Annotated in this window: 12 protein-coding genes; 4 read left to right on the top strand and 8 right to left on the bottom strand. The window is 67.8% G+C overall.

Translation table 11 applies throughout. From position 1 onward, the window contains the following. Positions 1–54: 54 nt before the first annotated feature. From folE2 to LDO27_RS17645, 4 genes are all read right to left on the bottom strand, one after another. On the bottom strand, positions 55–870 hold the full coding sequence (gene folE2, locus LDO27_RS17660) for a GTP cyclohydrolase FolE2 (protein ID WP_222207665.1): 816 nt from the start codon (positions 868–870) through the stop codon (positions 55–57). A 205-nt stretch (positions 871–1075) separates the two neighbouring features. Further along, on the bottom strand, positions 1076–3004 hold the full coding sequence (gene dxs / locus LDO27_RS17655; protein WP_224043059.1) for a 1-deoxy-D-xylulose-5-phosphate synthase: 1929 nt from the start codon (positions 3002–3004) through the stop codon (positions 1076–1078). A gap of 103 nt (positions 3005–3107) precedes the next feature. Beyond that, positions 3108–3992 (bottom strand): polyprenyl synthetase family protein, encoded by an 885-nt coding sequence (locus tag LDO27_RS17650; RefSeq protein ID WP_224043057.1) that lies wholly within the window; start codon positions 3990–3992, stop codon positions 3108–3110. After that, entirely contained in the window at positions 3992–4270 is a 279-nt protein-coding gene (locus LDO27_RS17645; protein ID WP_222207671.1) for an exodeoxyribonuclease VII small subunit, read from the bottom strand. The genes LDO27_RS17650 and LDO27_RS17645 overlap by 1 nt, the downstream gene beginning before the upstream one ends. A 340-nt stretch (positions 4271–4610) precedes the next feature. Here LDO27_RS17645 and LDO27_RS17640 point away from each other — a divergent pair, with 340 nt between their 5' ends. From LDO27_RS17640 to LDO27_RS17630, 3 genes are all read left to right on the top strand, one after another. Next, a complete protein-coding gene (locus LDO27_RS17640; protein WP_224043055.1) occupies positions 4611–5714 on the top strand; it encodes an aromatic ring-hydroxylating oxygenase subunit alpha in 1104 nt (367 codons plus the stop codon). Between the two features lie 160 nt (positions 5715–5874). Beyond that, positions 5875–6798, top strand: coding sequence for a DMT family transporter (locus LDO27_RS17635; RefSeq protein WP_224043054.1), 924 nt, complete (start codon positions 5875–5877; stop codon positions 6796–6798). Between the two features lie 96 nt (positions 6799–6894). Further along, a complete protein-coding gene (locus LDO27_RS17630) occupies positions 6895–7764 on the top strand; it encodes a sulfurtransferase (RefSeq protein WP_224043052.1) in 870 nt (289 codons plus the stop codon). Between the two features lie 61 nt (positions 7765–7825). Here LDO27_RS17630 and LDO27_RS17625 read toward each other — a convergent pair whose 3' ends face one another. The 4 genes from LDO27_RS17625 to polA form a co-directional block, all read right to left on the bottom strand. Then, the gene (locus LDO27_RS17625; protein ID WP_224043157.1) at positions 7826–8653 is read right to left on the bottom strand and encodes a ZIP family metal transporter; all 828 of its coding nucleotides are present in this window, start codon (positions 8651–8653) and stop codon (positions 7826–7828) included. Positions 8654–8905: 252 nt separating this feature from the next. Further along, positions 8906–9781 carry a dienelactone hydrolase family protein gene (locus tag LDO27_RS17620; protein WP_224043050.1) on the bottom strand — a complete coding sequence of 292 codons (876 nt, stop codon included), beginning with the start codon at positions 9779–9781 and terminating at the stop codon, positions 8906–8908. A 137-nt stretch (positions 9782–9918) separates the two neighbouring features. Continuing rightward, a complete protein-coding gene (locus LDO27_RS17615) occupies positions 9919–11238 on the bottom strand; it encodes an NAD(P)/FAD-dependent oxidoreductase (RefSeq protein WP_224043048.1) in 1320 nt (439 codons plus the stop codon). A gap of 139 nt (positions 11239–11377) precedes the next feature. Continuing rightward, positions 11378–14179, bottom strand: coding sequence for a DNA polymerase I (polA, locus tag LDO27_RS17610; RefSeq protein ID WP_224043046.1), 2802 nt, complete (start codon positions 14177–14179; stop codon positions 11378–11380). 4 nt (positions 14180–14183) lie between these two features. Here polA and LDO27_RS17605 point away from each other — a divergent pair, with 4 nt between their 5' ends. Next, entirely contained in the window at positions 14184–15170 is a 987-nt protein-coding gene (locus tag LDO27_RS17605) for an LOG family protein (protein ID WP_224043045.1), read from the top strand. Positions 15171–15324: the final 154 nt, after the last annotated feature.

Here is a 15324-nt window from a genome sequence, read left to right as displayed (position 1 = left end):
AAACAAAAACGCCACCTGGAAACAGGTGGCGTTTTTGTTTGGCTTGGGCGCCGGTCAGAAGCCCAGCGGCGCCAGCCGCTTGTCGCGCTCGATCACCGCGTAGGCGCTGTGGTTGTGGATGGACTCGAAGTTCTCCGCCTCCAGCACATAGGCCACGATGCGCTCGTCGGCGTTCAGGCGCATGGCGATATCGCGCACCAGGTCCTCGACGAACTTGGGGTTCTCGTAGGCCCGCTCCGTGACGAACTTCTCGTCGGGCCGCTTCAGCAGACCCCACAGCTCGCACGACGCCTCTTCCTCGGCCATGCGCACCAGGGCTTCCACCGGCAGGTCGTCGGCCAGTTCCACGCGCATCGTGATATGCGAGCGCTGGTTGTGCGCACCGTACTGCGAAATCTTCTTGGAGCACGGGCACAGGCTGGTCACAGGCACCAGCGCCTGCAGGAACACGCGCGCGACGCCATCGCGGACGTCGCCGGTCAGCGTGACCTCGTAGTCCATCAGCGACTGCACGCCGGAGACCGGGGCCACCTTGTTGATGAAATACGGGAACGACACCTCGATGCGGCCGGCGTTGGCCTCCAGCTTGTCCAGCATCCTGTCGAGCAGCAGCCGGAACGACGCCAGGTCCACCGGCTCGCGCTCCTCTTCCAGCAGCGCGACGAAGCGCGACATATGCGTGCCCTTCTGGTCCGCCGGCAGATGCACGTCCAGATTGAAAGTGCCCACGGTGGCCTGCACGCCGGCCGCGGTCTTCACGGACAGGGGATATCGCACGCCCTTGACGCCGACCCGCTGGATGGGAATCTGGCGGGTGTCCAGGCTCGACTGCACGTCGGGCATCAAGAAGGCGGGATTGATGTCATTCATACCGGTTTCCTTTACGGTCACGGCATGTTCGCATGCATGCCGTGCAACGAGTGTGAAACCGCGGAGCCGGCATGCCCGTACAGCCAGCCGACCCGCAGTTGCGATCACGAAAGCGTGCGATTCTAAGTGAAATCGGCGCACCCCGCCGCCAAAGCCATGGTGGCAGCAGGGCGCGCCGATGGCGCGGGCCGGACCCCCGCGGGCGTCAGGCGACGCGGGCCGCGGTCGCCGGCGTGGCCGGCGTCGGCTCGATGCCCAGCGCGAAACGGTCGCGTACCGAGCGTTCGATCCCGGCCGCATCCAGCCCGCATTGCGACAGCAGGAAGGCGGGGTCGCCGTGGTCCACGAACTGGTCAGGCAGACCCAGCTGCAAGACCGGCACGTCCAGGCCGGCCGCGGCCAGGGCCTCGAGCACCGCGCTGCCAGCGCCGCCCATCACGCAGCCTTCCTCCACCGTCACGAGGAAGTCGTGCTCGCGCGCGAGCGTCTTGACCAGCTCGACGTCCAGCGGCTTGACGAAGCGCATGTTGGCCACCGATGCGTCGAGCGCATCCGCCGCGGCCAGCGCGGGATGCAGCATCGAACCGAAGGCCAGCAGCGCCACGCGGCGGCCGGCGCGCGCGCCGCCGGTGCGGCGCATCTGGCCCACGCCGACCGGCAGGGCGTCGAGCGTCTTGTCGGTGGCCACGCCGGGGCCCGCGCCCCGGGGGTAGCGCACCGCGGACGGACCGTCGTGGCGGAACGCCGTCGTCAGCAGCTGCCGGCATTCGTTCTCGTCGGCCGGCGTGGCGACCATCATGTTCGGGATGCAGCGCAGGAAGGCGATGTCGTAGGCGCCCGCGTGCGTGGCGCCATCGGCGCCCACCAGGCCGGCGCGGTCCAGCGCGAAGACCACCGGCAGGTTCTGCAGCGCCACGTCGTGGATCAGCTGGTCGTAGCCGCGCTGCAGGAACGTCGAATAGATCGCCAGCACCGGCTTGAGCCCTTCGCACGCCAGGCCGCCCGCGAAGGTGACCGCGTGCTGCTCGGCGATGCCCACGTCGTAGTAGCGGTCGGGGAAGCGCTTCTCGAATTCCACCATGCCGGAGCCCTCGCGCATCGCGGGGGTCACGCCCACCAGCTTCGGCTCGGCCGCCGCCATGTCGCACAGCCACTCGCCGAACACCTGCGTATAGGTCTTGCGCGCCGGCTTGGCCGCCGGGCGGATGCCTTCGGCGGGATTGAACTTGCCCGGGCCGTGGTACAGGATCGGGTCCGCTTCGGCCAGCTTGTAGCCCTGGCCCTTTTTCGTCACGACATGAAGGAATTGCGGGCCGCCGCCGTCCAGCGCGCGCTGGCGGATGTTCTGCAGCGTGGGCACCAGGGAATCCAGGTCGTGGCCGTCGATGGGTCCGATGTAGTTGAAGCCGAACTCCTCGAACAGCGTGGCCGGCACCACCATGCCCTTGGCATGTTCCTCGAAGCGCTTGGCGAACTCGAGCACCGGCGGGGCCACCGACAGCACGCGCTCGATGCCCTTCTTGGTGGCGGCATAGAATTGCCCGCTCAGCAGGCGCGCCAGATGGCGGTTCAGTGCGCCGACCGGGGGCGAGATCGACATGTCGTTGTCGTTGAGCACCACCACCAGCGGCAGGTCCTTGTAGACGCCGGCATTGTTCATGGCCTCGAAGGCCATGCCGGCGGTCATCGCGCCGTCGCCGATCACGGCCACCGACACGCGCTGCTCGCCGAGCGTGCGCGCGCCCAGCGCCATGCCCAGCGCCGCCGAGATCGAGGTCGACGAGTGCGCGGTGCCGAAGGTGTCGTAGGGGCTTTCGCTGCGGCGGGGGAAGCCCGAAATGCCGCCCCATTGCCGCAGCGTGTGCATGCGGTCGCGGCGTCCCGTCAGGATCTTGTGGGGATAGCTCTGGTGGCCCACATCCCATACCAGCCGGTCGTCCGGCGTATTGAAGACGTGGTGCAGCGCGATGGTCAGTTCCACCGTGCCCAGGTTGGACGAGAGATGCCCGCCGGTCTGCGAGACCGATTCGAGCACGAAGGCGCGCAGCTCGTCGGCCAGCGCATGCAGCTGGCGCCGGTCCAGCTTGCGCAGGTCCGCGGGGTCGTCGATGTTGTTCAGCAAAGCGTAAGTCATGGTTTCCGTCCTGCGGCCGGATTCTTGCGTCCGGCTTGTCGTTGTGCGGCGAAAGTCGTTGCGGCGAATGTCGCCGGGGCGCATGGATCGCTGCGTGGGCGTTTCAGTGGGTGCGAAGCACGATCAGGTCGGCCAGTTCCGCCAGCCTGCCTGCGCGGCCATCGAAGGCGGCCAGCGCATCGTGCGCCTGCGTGCCCAGCGTGGCGGCCAGCGCGCGCGCCTGGTCCAGGCCCAGCAGCGACACATAGGTGGGCTTGTCGTGCTCGGCGTCCTTGCCGGCGGTCTTGCCCAGCGTGGCGGTATCCGCCGTCACGTCCAGAATATCGTCTACCACCTGGAACGCCAAACCGATCGCCGCCGCGTAGCGATCCAGCGCCGCCAGTCCCGCCTCGTCCACGCTGCCGCACAGCGCGCCCATGCGGACGCTCGCCCGCAGCAGCGCGCCTGTCTTCATGCGGTGCATGGTCTCGAGCTCGTCCAGCGTCATGGCCAGCCCCACGTGCTGCAGGTCGATGGCCTGGCCGCCGGCCATGCCGAGCGAGCCGGACGCGCGGGCGAGTTCGCCGACCAGACGCAACCGGGCCGGTGCCTCGAGGCCCGGCGCCTCCACCAGCACGGCGAAGGCCTGCGTCTGCAGGGCATCGCCCACCAGCAGGGCCGTGGGCTCGTCGTAGGCCTTGTGCACCGTGGGCCGGCCGCGCCGCAGGTCGTCGTCGTCCATGCATGGCATGTCGTCGTGCACGAGCGAATACGCGTGGATCATCTCGACCGCGCAGGCCGCCGCGTCGCAAGCCGTCGCGTCGGCGCCCGTCAGCTCGCCGGCGGCGTGGACCAGCAACGGGCGGATGCGCTTGCCGCCGCCGAGCGCGGCATAGCGCATGGCCTCGTGCAGCCTCGCGGGCAGCGTGCCGGCCGGCGGCAAAGCCGCGGCGAGCGCACCCTCGGTGCGGGCGGCCTGGGCCTGCATCCAGGTATCGAAGGAAGGCATCAGTTGTCTGCCCGGGCGTCCGGCTCGGCCAGCGGCTTGAGCACGTCGCCGTCGAGCACCTTGACCTGCTGCTCCACGCGCTCGAGCATCTGCTGGCAGTACTTGACCAGTTCGGCGCCGCGGCGATAGGCGGCCAGCGATTCTTCCAGGGGCAGGGCCCCGCTTTCCATGCTGGCCACCAGCGCCTCGAGTTCGGCCATGGCCGCTTCATATGATGCGGGCGGGACGCTGGAAGCGGCGTCGCCGATATCGGCGGCCGCAGTGGGTGTCTTGGCCATAAGGGTGTCTGAACGGAGAAACCCGGATTTTACGGCAATTCGGCGTCACGCCGGCTCGCCTTCACGCCGCTGCTCGTCGCGCGATGCCCCGGGGCCGCATATCGGCGTCGCCCACAAAGTGACGAATCGCGCGCTTTACGCTTTCGCCGGGAAACCGATCCGGCGAAAAAGGCAAAATAATCAGTCCCTTAGTAAGGGGGTGGGGTACAATCCCCGGTTCGTCAGCAAAGACCGGGGCACCAAGCCCTTCAAGTCCGGTCTGACCGTCTTTCCCAAATCGATTACTTATTCGATGGTTGGGTTGTTCACTGCTTTCGCCTGTTATTAGGGAGTGGGGATAATGTCCAATCTCAGCACCGCGCTGAAACTCGCGCCGGCTGATTCGCAGCTGCCCGTCAATGTCTACTTCGACGAGGCGCTGCATCAACAAGAACTGGAACAACTGTTCAAGAAGGGCCCGGGCTACGTCGGCCACGCGCTGATGGTGCCGGAAGTCGGCGACTACCATACGCTCGCCGCCGAGGACGAAGGCCGCATCCTGGTGCGCAACAACGAGGGCATCGAACTGCTCTCCAACGTCTGCCGCCATCGCCAGGCCATCATGCTCAACGGCCGCGGCAATGCGAAGAACATCGTCTGCCCGCTGCACCGCTGGACGTACGACCTCAAGGGGGAACTGCTTGGGGCGCCGCATTTCGCCCAGCAGCCCTGTGTCCACCTGAACCGCTCGCCGCTGCAGAACTGGAACGGACTGCTGTTCGAGGGCGAGCGCGACGTGCGCCGCGACCTGGCGCGCCTGGGCGTGGCCGATGACCTCAATTTCGAGGGCTATCTGCTGAACCACGTCGAGATCCACGAGTGCAACTACAACTGGAAGACCTTCATCGAGGTCTATCTGGAGGACTATCACGTCGTGCCGTTCCACCCGGGCCTGGGCAGCTTCGTCTCGTGCGACGATCTGTCGTGGGAGTTCGGCGAGTGGCACAGCGTGCAGACCGTGGGCCTGCACGCAGGCCTGAAGCGCCCGGGCAGCGCCACCTACCAGAAGTGGCATGACGCGGTGCTGCGCTTCAACAACGGCGTGCTGCCCAAGTACGGCGCGATCTGGCTGACGTACTACCCGAACGTGATGGTCGAGTGGTATCCCAACGTGCTGGTCGTCTCGACGCTGCACCCGGTCGGACCGCGCAAGACGCGCAACGTGGTGGAGTTCTACTACCCCGAGGAAATCGCCCTGTTCGAGCCGGAGTTCGTGCAGGCCGAGCGGGCCGCCTACATGGAGACCTGCATCGAGGACGACGAGATCGCCGAGCGCATGGATGCGGGCCGCCTGGCGCTGCTCAAGCGCGGCGTCAGCGAGACCGGCCCGTACCAGTCGCCGATGGAAGACGGCATGCAGCACTTCCACGAGTGGTACCGGCGCGCGATGAACTTCACCGGCTGAGCCGGCCCCGCCCCACCCCGACGGACCGCCCTGGCGCGGTCCGTTTTCATTGGTGCAGCGCGGCAGCGCTGCTACAATCGGCCGGCGCAAGCGACTAGGGGTTCACCCGAAGCCGCGCGCCGCGTTTCCTCCCTCGCCTCTCCTACCGCCGTTTCCCGCCATGCAATCGCTCTGGATGCTGTTCGCCGCCTTCTCGTTCTCGTTGATGGGGGTGGGCGTGAAGCTGGCATCCGAGCAGTACACCACCGGCGAGATCGTGTTCTACCGCAGCCTGATCGGCGTGGCCATCATGTGGGCCGTGCTGTCCTCGTCCGGCGTTTCGGTGCGCACGCCGCACATGACGATGCATATCAAGCGCAGCCTCTTCGGCGTGACGGCGCTGCTGCTGTGGTTCACCTCGATCACGCTGCTGCCCCTGGCCACGGCGATGACGCTGAACTACATGTCGCCGGTATGGATTGCGCTGATCCTCGGCGCCGGCGCGGCGCTGGCCGGCGTGCGCGGCTCGGCGGACCCCAAGCTGATCGGGGCCATCCTGATGTCGTTCGCCGGGGTGCTATGCCTGCTGCAGCCGTCGGTGGGCAAGGACCAGCTGCTGGGCGGGCTGATCGGCCTGATCTCCGGCGTCTTCACCGCGCTGGCCTATGTCGAGGTGCGCCAGCTCGGACAGCTCGGCGAGCCCGAGGGCCGCATCGTCTTCTATTTCTCGCTGGTGGGCCTGGTGGTCGGACTCGTGTGGATGCTGTTCGCCGGCACCAGCACCCACAGCTGGCATGGCGTCGGGCTGCTGATCGCCATCGGCGTGCTGGCCACGCTCGGCCAGACCTCGATGACCCGCGCCTACAAGCGCGGCAACACGCTGCTCACTGCCAACCTGCAATACGCCGGCATCGTGTTCTCCAGCCTGTGGGGCATGCTGATCTGGGACGACCGGCTGAACTGGCTGTCGTGGCTCGGCATGGGCCTGATCATCGCCAGCGGCATTGCGACCACGCTGTCGCGCGCCCGCGAGAGCACCAACCAGCAGCCGACCGCGGCGACGCCGGTCAAGTCGGCCGAGGCCGAGGTTCATCCCGAGGTCTAGCGCCCGGTGTAGCATCGACGGAACCGACGCGGGCGCAAGATGCCGAACCGGTTATCCCCTGTTCCACAAGAGCCAATCCATCCGACAGGTTTTCCGATGCTCAACACCCTGAACACCCTGGTTTCCTGCGCAGACCTGCAAGCCCTGCTCCGCGACCCGTCGCGCCACACCGTTCTCATCGACTGCAGCTTCGATCTGGCCGACCCGGCGGCGGGCCGCGAGGCCTATCACCAAGGCCATCTGCCCGGCGCCTTCTACCTGCACCTGGACAACGAGCTGTCCGGCGAGAAGACCGGCACCAACGGCCGCCACCCCCTGCCCGATCCCGACGCGCTCACCGCGCGCCTGCGCGCCATCGGCCTGAACGACGATACCCAGGTGGTGGTCTACGACGCGCAAGGCGGCATGTATGCCGCGCGCGCCTGGTGGCTGCTGCGCTGGATCGGCCATGGCGCGGTGGCGGTCCTCGACGGCGGCAAGCAGGCCTGGATCGCCGCCGGCCTGCCCCTGGAGTCCGGCACCACGCCCGACCCGGAAGCGCCCGGACATCTGACCCGACACAAGGCGCTGGTCGACACGGTCGACGCCGACGCGCTGCTGGCCAATATCTCCGAGCCCACTCGCCTGGTGGTCGATGCGCGCGCGCCGGACCGCTTCCGCGGCGAGAACGAGACGCTCGATCCGGTCGGCGGCCATATCCCCGGCGCGGTCAATCGCTGCTTCAAGGACAACCTGGGCGCCGACGGCCGCTTCAAGCCGTCCGCCGAACTGCGCGCGGAGTTTGGCCGGGTGCTGGGCGCCACCGCGCCCGAGCGCGCCGTAATGCAATGCGGTTCGGGCGTGACGGCCTGCCACAACCTGCTGGCCCTCGAGGTGGCCGGGCTGCCGGGCGCGGCGCTCTATCCCGGCTCGTGGAGCGAGTGGAGCGCGGATCCGCGCCGCCCCGTGGCCACCGGCCCGCGGTAACCGCATCGGCAATGACAAAGAGGCGCCCCGTGGCGCCTCTTTGTCGTTTGGGCCATCCGCCTCAGTGGGCGTGGCCGTCGGCGTGCGCGCCGTGGCCATGGTGCTCGTGGGACTCGTGCACGCCGTTGGTGATAAGCACGATGGCGGCGATGCCGGCCGTGACCAGCACCACCTGCACGATCGACTCGCGCCAGCGGGGCTTGCGCTGCATCTGCGGCATCAGGTCGCTGACGGCGATATACAGGAAGCTGCTGGACGCGATGACCAGCACATACGGAATCCACGTGCTCATCTCGTCCAGCAGGAAATAGCCCACCAGGCCGCCGACGACGGCCGCGAGGCTGGACAGCAGGTTGAACGCGAACGCGCGTGCCTTCGAGAAGCCCGCATTGAGCAGCACGATGAAGTCGCCCACCTCCTGCGGAATCTCGTGCGCGGCAATGGCCAGCGCGGTGACGACGCCGATATGCGGATCGGCCAGGAACGCCGCCGCGATGACGATGCCGTCGGCGAAATTGTGGAAGGTGTCCCCGACCAGGATGGTGAGGCCGCTGCGCCCGGCCACTTCCCGGTCATGGCCGTGGTGATGATGGTGGCCGTCGCCCTCGTGGTGGTGCGAGTGGCGCAGCAGCGAGATCTTTTCCAGCAGGAAGAAGCCCAGCAGGCCCGCCAGCAGCGTGCCGAACAGCGCGCGCGGATCGGCGCCCGACTCGAACGCCTCGGGCAGGGAATGCAGCAATGCGGTGGCGAGCAGCACGCCCACCGAGAAGCTGACCATGCGCTCGACCACGCGCGAGGCCGCGGTCAGCGAGAGCAGCGCGGCGCCCAGGATGCTGCCGACCCCGGAAATGGTGGCGGCCAGCAGGATATAAAGCAGCGTGGAATGAATGGTGGGCTCCCCGGGAAATCGATGGCGGCGGCGGCGAGGCGATATCGGATGCCGTTCCGCTCCGCCCGGACTGCCGTGCGGACCGTCGATCCTTAAACGCAACACTGTTGCAAATGACGCAAAGCCCGCATTGTACGTACGTCACCGGCGACTTTGCAATGGCGAAAACGTCGCCGCCCCGGGGAAGGCGGGGCGGCGGGGGTTCACTGGGGCCCAAAGAGGCCCTGCGGGAGGCGGTGCCGGCGCGCGCCGTCAGGCTACGCCGTGCTGCTTGAACCAGGCGAGGCACTGGTCCCAGCCGTCGCGGGCGTCCGCCTCGCGGTAGCTCGGCCGGTAGTCCGCATGGAAGGCGTGGCCGGCTTCCGGATAGACGATGAAGTGCGAGGCCTTCGCATTCGGATTGGACGAAGCGGCCAGTGCGGCCTTCATCTTTTCCACATGCTCCATCGTGATGCCCGTGTCCTTGGCGCCGTAAAGGCCCAGCACCGGCGCATTGAGGCGGTCGACCAGTTCGACCGCGCTCTTGGGCTGCAGCGGCGTCGGGTCGCCCACCAGGCGTCCGTACCAAGGCACCGCCGCCTTGACCTGCTTGCTGTGCGCGGCGTACAGCCACGAGATGCGCCCGCCCCAGCAAAACCCGGTGATGCCCAGCTTGGCGGTGTTGCCGCCGTTGCTGGCCGCCCATGCCACCGCGGCGTCGAGGTCGCCCATGACCTGCTGGTCCGGCACCTTGGCGATCAGTTCGCGCTGCAGTTCCTGGATCGTGCCGAAGCTGTTCGGGTCGCCCTGGCGCGCGAACAGTTCGGGAGCGATCGCCAGATAGCCCAGCTTGGCGAAGCGGCGGCACACATCGGCGATGTACTCGTGCACCCCGAAGATCTCGCTGACGACGAGCACCACGGGCAAGTCTTTCTTGCCCTCGGGCATCGCGCGGTAGACGGGCATCTTGAAGTCGCCCGACGGGATGGTGACCTCGCCCGCGGTCAGCCCGCTGAAATCGGTCTTGATCGCCTGGGCCGTGGCGGGCAGCGCGGCGGCCGCGATGGCCGAACCCAACGCGGTCTTGACGAAGGAGCGGCGGTTGAACGTCTGGCCGGGTACGAGGCTTTCCACTTCGGGCATCAGCATGCGGTTCTCCTGGGTTGTCTGGCTGCGGGGCGCCGGCTACTGAAAGGGTCCACGGATCACACCGGCACAGGCCGCCGATTCTAAGGGAAAGCGCTCGCCGGCGGGCATTCCCATGCGCGGGCCGCGCGCCCAGTGCCTCAATGCAGCTTCACGCGCGGATTGGTCTTGCTGCGCAGCCAGTGCGCCACCGTATCGACCGCCATCCGCACCGCCCCATGCAGGGCCATCACGTGCATCCGGTACAGCGACGAATACATGAACCGGGCCATCAGGCCCTCGATGAACATCGAGCCCCCGATCAACCCGCCCATGAGGCTGCCAACCGCGCTGAAGTGCCCGAGCGACACCAGCGAGCCGAGGTCCTTGAACTCGAACGCCGGCAGCGGCCGCCCGTCGAGCCGGGCGCACAGCGCGTCGAAGAGGAATTTCGCCTGCTGGTGCGCGGCCTGCGCACGGGGCGGCACGGTCGTCTGCTTCGCCGGCCAGGGGCAGCTCGCGCAATCGCCGAAGGCGAACACGTCGGGATCGCCCTCGCTCTGCAGCGTGGGGCCCACCACGATCTGGCCCAGCCGGCTGAGCGGCAGTCCGGTGGTGGCAAGCACCTTGGGCGCCGTGATGCCGGCCGCCCAGACCGTCAGGTCCGCGGCGATGCGCTTGCCGCTGGCCGTCAGCACGGCATCGGGCGTGACCTCCGTCACGCGCTCGCCGACCAGCACCTCCACGTCCAGCTTGCGCAACAGCTTGGCGGTCTCGCCCGAGACCCGCTCGGACAGCGCCGGCAGGATGCGCGGCCCGGCCTCGATGATGTGGATATGCACGTCGCGGCGCGGATCGAGCCGGTGCAGCCCATAGGCGTTCAGCACCTGGGCGGTATTGCGCAGTTCCGCCGACAGTTCCACGCCGGTCGCCCCGGCGCCGATGATGGCGACATCCACGCGCGGCCGTCCTTCCCCATGGCCGGTGCCCAGCCCGTTCTGCGCGCGCACGCACGCGGCGATGAGCCGGCGCCGGAAGCGCTCGGCCTGCTCCGCGGTGTCGAGCGCGATGGCATGCTCGGCCGCGCCGGGCACGCCGAAGAAATGCGTTACCGAGCCGATGGCCAGTACCAGCGTGTCATACGGCAGCTCTCGCGCCGGCAGCAGTTCCACGCCGTCCTCGTCGACGCAGGCCGCCACGGAAATCGTCTTCGCAACCCGGTCGACGCCGGTCAGCTCGCCTTGCTGGAATTCGAAATGATGCCAGTGCGCCTGCGCGGCATATTCGAGCTGGTGCGTGTTGGGGTCCATGCTGCCCGCGGCCACCTCGTGCAGCAGCGGCTTCCAGATATGGATGGGGGAGCGGTCCACCAGCACCACGTGGGCCCTGCCCCGCCGGCCGAGCTTGTCGCCCAGCCGGGTCACCAGTTCCAAACCTCCCGCTCCTCCGCCGACTACGATGATGCGATGCGCCTGGGTCATGGTCTCTCGATCGATAACGGTGATGGGTGGCAGTTTGCTGCACTGCGACAGGGGTGGCAAGGCCGGTGGTCCCCTTCCCTCTCCCCGCAAGCGGGAGAGGGCCAGGGGTGAGGGTCAACGCCCGCCGTCCCGCCGGCGCTCAGTGCGCTTCTTCCCAGTTCGCGCCCGTGCCCACTTCCGCTTCCAGCGGCACGCGCAGCGAGGCAACCCCGCACATCAGCTCCGGCAGCCTCACCTTGACCAGCTCCAGCTCCGGCTCCGGGACCTCCAGCACCAGTTCGTCATGCACCTGCATGACCTGCATCGCGCGCAAGCCCTCGCGCTCGATCCACTCCTGGACGGCGATCATCGACAGCTTGATCAGGTCCGCCGCCGTGCCCTGCATCGGCGCGTTGATGGCGGCGCGCTCGGCCGCCTGGCGGCGCGGACCGTTGCCGCCGTTGATGTCCGGCAGCCACAGCCGGCGGCCGAACACGGTCTCGACGTAGCCACGCTCGCGCGCCTGCTGCCGCGTCTCTTCCATATAGCGCGCCACGCCCGGATAGCGCATGAAATAGCGGTCGATATAGTGCTTGGCCGCCTCGCGCTCGATGCCCAGGTTGCTGGCCAGGCCGAACGCGCTCATGCCATAGATCAGTCCGAAGTTGATCACCTTGGCATAGCGGCGCTGTTCGCTGGTGACCGCGTCGCGCTCGACGCCGAAGATCTCGCCGGCGGTATGGCGGTGTACGTCCTCGCGGTTCGCGAAGGCGGACAGCAGGTTTTCGTCGCCCGAGATATGGGCCATGATGCGCAGCTCGATCTGCGAATAGTCGGCCGACACGATCACGCTGCCCGGCGGCGCGACGAAGGCCTCGCGGATGCGGCGGCCTTCCTCGGTGCGCACGGGAATGTTCTGCAGGTTCGGATCGGTCGAGGCGAGCCGGCCCGTCACGGCGGTGGCCTGCCCGTAGCACGTGTGTACGCGGCCCGTGGTGGCGTTGACCATCCTGGGCAGCTTGTCCGTGTAGGTGGACTTGAGCTTCGACAGGCCGCGATAGTCCAGCAGCAGCTTGGGCAGCGGATAGTCCTCGGCCAGCTTCTGCAGCACCTCCTCGTCCGTCGACGGCGCGCCGCTGGCGGTCTTCTTGATGACCGGCAACTGCATCTGGCCGAACAGGATCTCGCCGATCTGCTTGGGCGAGCCGAGGTTGAACGGCTGCCCCGCGGCCTCGTAGGCCGCCTGTTCCAGCGCCATCATGCGCTGGCCGAGCTCCGCGCTCTGCGCGGCCAGGCGCTGCGCGTCGACCAGCACGCCATTGCGCTCGATGGTCTGCAGCACCACCGAGACCGGCATCTCGATCTCCTCGTAGACGCGGCGCAGCCCGTCCACCGACTGCAGCTGCGGATACATCGTCCGATGCAGGCGCAGCGTGACGTCGGCATCCTCGGCGGCGTATTCGGTGGCCCGCGCCACGTCGATCTGGTCGAAGCAGATCTGGCCCGCGCCCTTGCCGCACACCTCTTCATAGCTGATGGTCTTCAGCCCCAGCAGGCGTTCCGCGAGGCTGTCCATGCCGTGGTTGCGGTGCGACGCCAGCACGTAGCTCTCCAGCATGGTGTCGTGGCGGATGCCGCGCAGCGTGACGCCGTGGTTGGCGAACACGTGCGCATCGTATTTCAGGTGCTGGCCCACCTTGGACTTCTGCGGGTCCTCCAGCCAGGCGCGCATGCGCTCGAGCACGGCCTCGCGCGACAGCTGCCCGTGGCCATCGAGCCCGGCCACGTCCGGCCCGCGATGCGCGACCGGGATATAGCAGGCATGGCCCGGCTCCGCGCACAGCGAGATGCCCACCATCTGCGCCGTCATCGGGTCCAGGCACGTGGTCTCGGTATCGATGGCAACCAGCGGCGCGGCCTCGATGCGCGCCATCCACGCCTCCAGCGCCTCCGCCGTGGTCACCGTCTCGTAGCGGATCTCGGCGGGCACCGGATCGGGCTCGGCCGGCGCGCCGAACAGGCTGGCCTGCGCCGCGCTCTCCGCGACGGGAGCGCCGGCACGAGAACGCGCCTGCGCGCGCGCGTCCGGCAGGCTTTCGCCGGTGACCTCGCGCAGCCAGGTCTTGAAGCCATAGCGGCTGAAGAATTGCGCCAGCAGCTCCTTGTCCTCGCCCATCGCCTTCAGCGCGTGGAAGTCGGACAGCGTATCGGTGAGGTCGCAGTCGGTCTTGACGGTGACGAGCGCGCGGGCGCGCGGCAGCCACTCGATGGTGTTGCGCAGGTTCTCGCCCACCACGCCCTTGATATCGACCGCGTTGGCGATGATCTCGTCGAGCGAGCCATACTGCGTCAGCCATTTGACCGCGGTCTTGGGGCCCACCTTCGGCACGCCCGGCACGTTGTCGACCGCATCGCCGATCAGCGACAGATAATCGACGATGCGGTTCGGCGGCACGCCGAACTTGGCGACCACGCCCGGCGGATCGAGAACTTCGCCGCTCATGGTGTTGACCAGCGTCACGTTCTCGTCCACAAGTTGCGCGAGGTCCTTGTCCCCGGTGGAGACCACGGTGCGAAAGCCCTCTGCGGTCGCCTGGCAGGCGAGCGTGCCGATCACGTCGTCCGCCTCCACGCCGTCGACCACCACGATGGGCCAGCCCATGGCACGCACCGCCTCGTGGATGGGTTCGATCTGCTTTGCCAGATCGTCCGGCATCGCGGCGCGGTTTTCCTTGTATGCGGGATATAACGCATCGCGGAAGGTCTTGCCCTTCGCGTCGAACACGCAGGCGCTATACTCTGCCGGGTAGTCGTTGCGGAGCTTCCGCAGCATATTGATCATGCCGTAGATCGCCCCGGTCGGCAGACCCTCGCCATTACGCAGATCCGGCAGCGCGTGATAAGCGCGGTACAGATAGCTCGACCCATCGACGAGCAATAGTGTTTTAGGACTATCCGACATTCCCATGGACTCGAAATTGACTGGTGCCGCGGCAAGCGGTGACACGACCGCCTCCGCAACACCCGAAGTGGCTGACAGCGCCGCGGCGCAGGCGGTGCGCGCGGCCAACGGCATAAACGGCGGCAGCGGCGTAGCCGGCGCGGACCAAGGCCCGATCACCACTGCCGCGGATATGGATGTGAACGTCACGGTGGGCCCGTCCGCCGACGGCCCCGGCGACACGGCGGCGCCGGCCGCCTCGACCCGCGCCTCGCGGGCCAATCCGCGCAAGATGATCCCGAGCCTGCGTGCGCTCGCGGACGAAGATCGCGCCACCGCGAAGAAGGCCCGCGCCTCGTGGCAAATGTTCACGATTATGGCAGAGTTCATCGAGGCGACCGAGTACCTCTCTGAGATCCGCCCGGCTGTCTCGATCTACGGCAGCGCCCGCCTGCGCGAGGATTCGCCTTACTACCAGAAGACCATCGAAATCGCCCGCCTGTTCTCGGACGCGGGTTTCGCGGTGATCTCCGGCGGCGGCCCCGGCATCATGGAAGCGGCCAACAAGGGCGCGCATGCCGGCAAGTCGGCCAGCGTGGGCCTCAATATCGAGCTGCCCCACGAGCAGCACGGCAATCCCTACCAGGACATTGCCATGCGCTTCCGCCATTTCTTCACCCGCAAGGTGACATTCGTCAAGAACTCGGACGCCTTTATCGTGATGCCCGGCGGCTTCGGCACGCTCGACGAACTGGCCGAGGTGCTGACGCTGGTGCAGACCGGCAAGTCGCGCGCGGTGCCGGTGGTCATGTACGGCAGCCGCTTCTGGAAGGGCCTGCTCGACTGGTTCCGCTTCACGCTGCTGCCGATGGGCCTGATCGCCGAGCATGACCTGGACCTGATGAAGATCGTGGACGAGCCGCACGAGGTGCTCGAGGCGGTCTATGAGTACTACGAGCAGCGCGGCGGCGACCACCCGATTCCGCCCAAGGAAGAGATGTTCTACCTCTGAGGCGCGGCGGCAGCGCCGCGCCCGCCCCACCGAGGCTCCGCCCGGACGCCGGCAGGCCGCGTCACTTTGCCGGCCCGGGGACGGCAGGACTTGTTAGAATGCAAGCCTGACTTGAACGCCGCCGCCCGGCCCTGCCGGCGGCGGCGAAATCCGC

This window comes from Cupriavidus respiraculi, from assembly GCF_914271545.1.
GTDB lineage: Bacteria > Pseudomonadota > Gammaproteobacteria > Burkholderiales > Burkholderiaceae > Cupriavidus > Cupriavidus respiraculi.
The sequence above is the reverse complement of the archived record's forward strand: the minus strand, read 5'-3'. Positions and strand labels throughout refer to the sequence as shown.

What these genes read in the sequence shown, in the direction of transcription:
- LDO27_RS17630 (WP_224043052.1), top strand. Translation starts at nt 6,895, where the DNA reads ATGCTCAACACCCTGAACACCCTGGTTTCCTGCGCAGACCTGCAAGCC.
- LDO27_RS17645 (WP_222207671.1), bottom strand. Translation starts at nt 4,270, where the DNA reads ATGGCCAAGACACCCACTGCGGCCGCCGATATCGGCGACGCCGCTTCC.
- LDO27_RS17615 (WP_224043048.1), bottom strand. Translation starts at nt 11,238, where the DNA reads ATGACCCAGGCGCATCGCATCATCGTAGTCGGCGGAGGAGCGGGAGGT.
- dxs (WP_224043059.1), bottom strand. Translation starts at nt 3,004, where the DNA reads ATGACTTACGCTTTGCTGAACAACATCGACGACCCCGCGGACCTGCGC.
- LDO27_RS17635 (WP_224043054.1), top strand. Translation starts at nt 5,875, where the DNA reads ATGCAATCGCTCTGGATGCTGTTCGCCGCCTTCTCGTTCTCGTTGATG.
- LDO27_RS17650 (WP_224043057.1), bottom strand. Translation starts at nt 3,992, where the DNA reads ATGCCTTCCTTCGATACCTGGATGCAGGCCCAGGCCGCCCGCACCGAG.
- LDO27_RS17620 (WP_224043050.1), bottom strand. Translation starts at nt 9,781, where the DNA reads ATGCTGATGCCCGAAGTGGAAAGCCTCGTACCCGGCCAGACGTTCAAC.
- LDO27_RS17605 (WP_224043045.1), top strand. Translation starts at nt 14,184, where the DNA reads ATGGACTCGAAATTGACTGGTGCCGCGGCAAGCGGTGACACGACCGCC.
- polA (WP_224043046.1), bottom strand. Translation starts at nt 14,179, where the DNA reads ATGTCGGATAGTCCTAAAACACTATTGCTCGTCGATGGGTCGAGCTAT.
- folE2 (WP_222207665.1), bottom strand. Translation starts at nt 870, where the DNA reads ATGAATGACATCAATCCCGCCTTCTTGATGCCCGACGTGCAGTCGAGC.
- LDO27_RS17640 (WP_224043055.1), top strand. Translation starts at nt 4,611, where the DNA reads ATGTCCAATCTCAGCACCGCGCTGAAACTCGCGCCGGCTGATTCGCAG.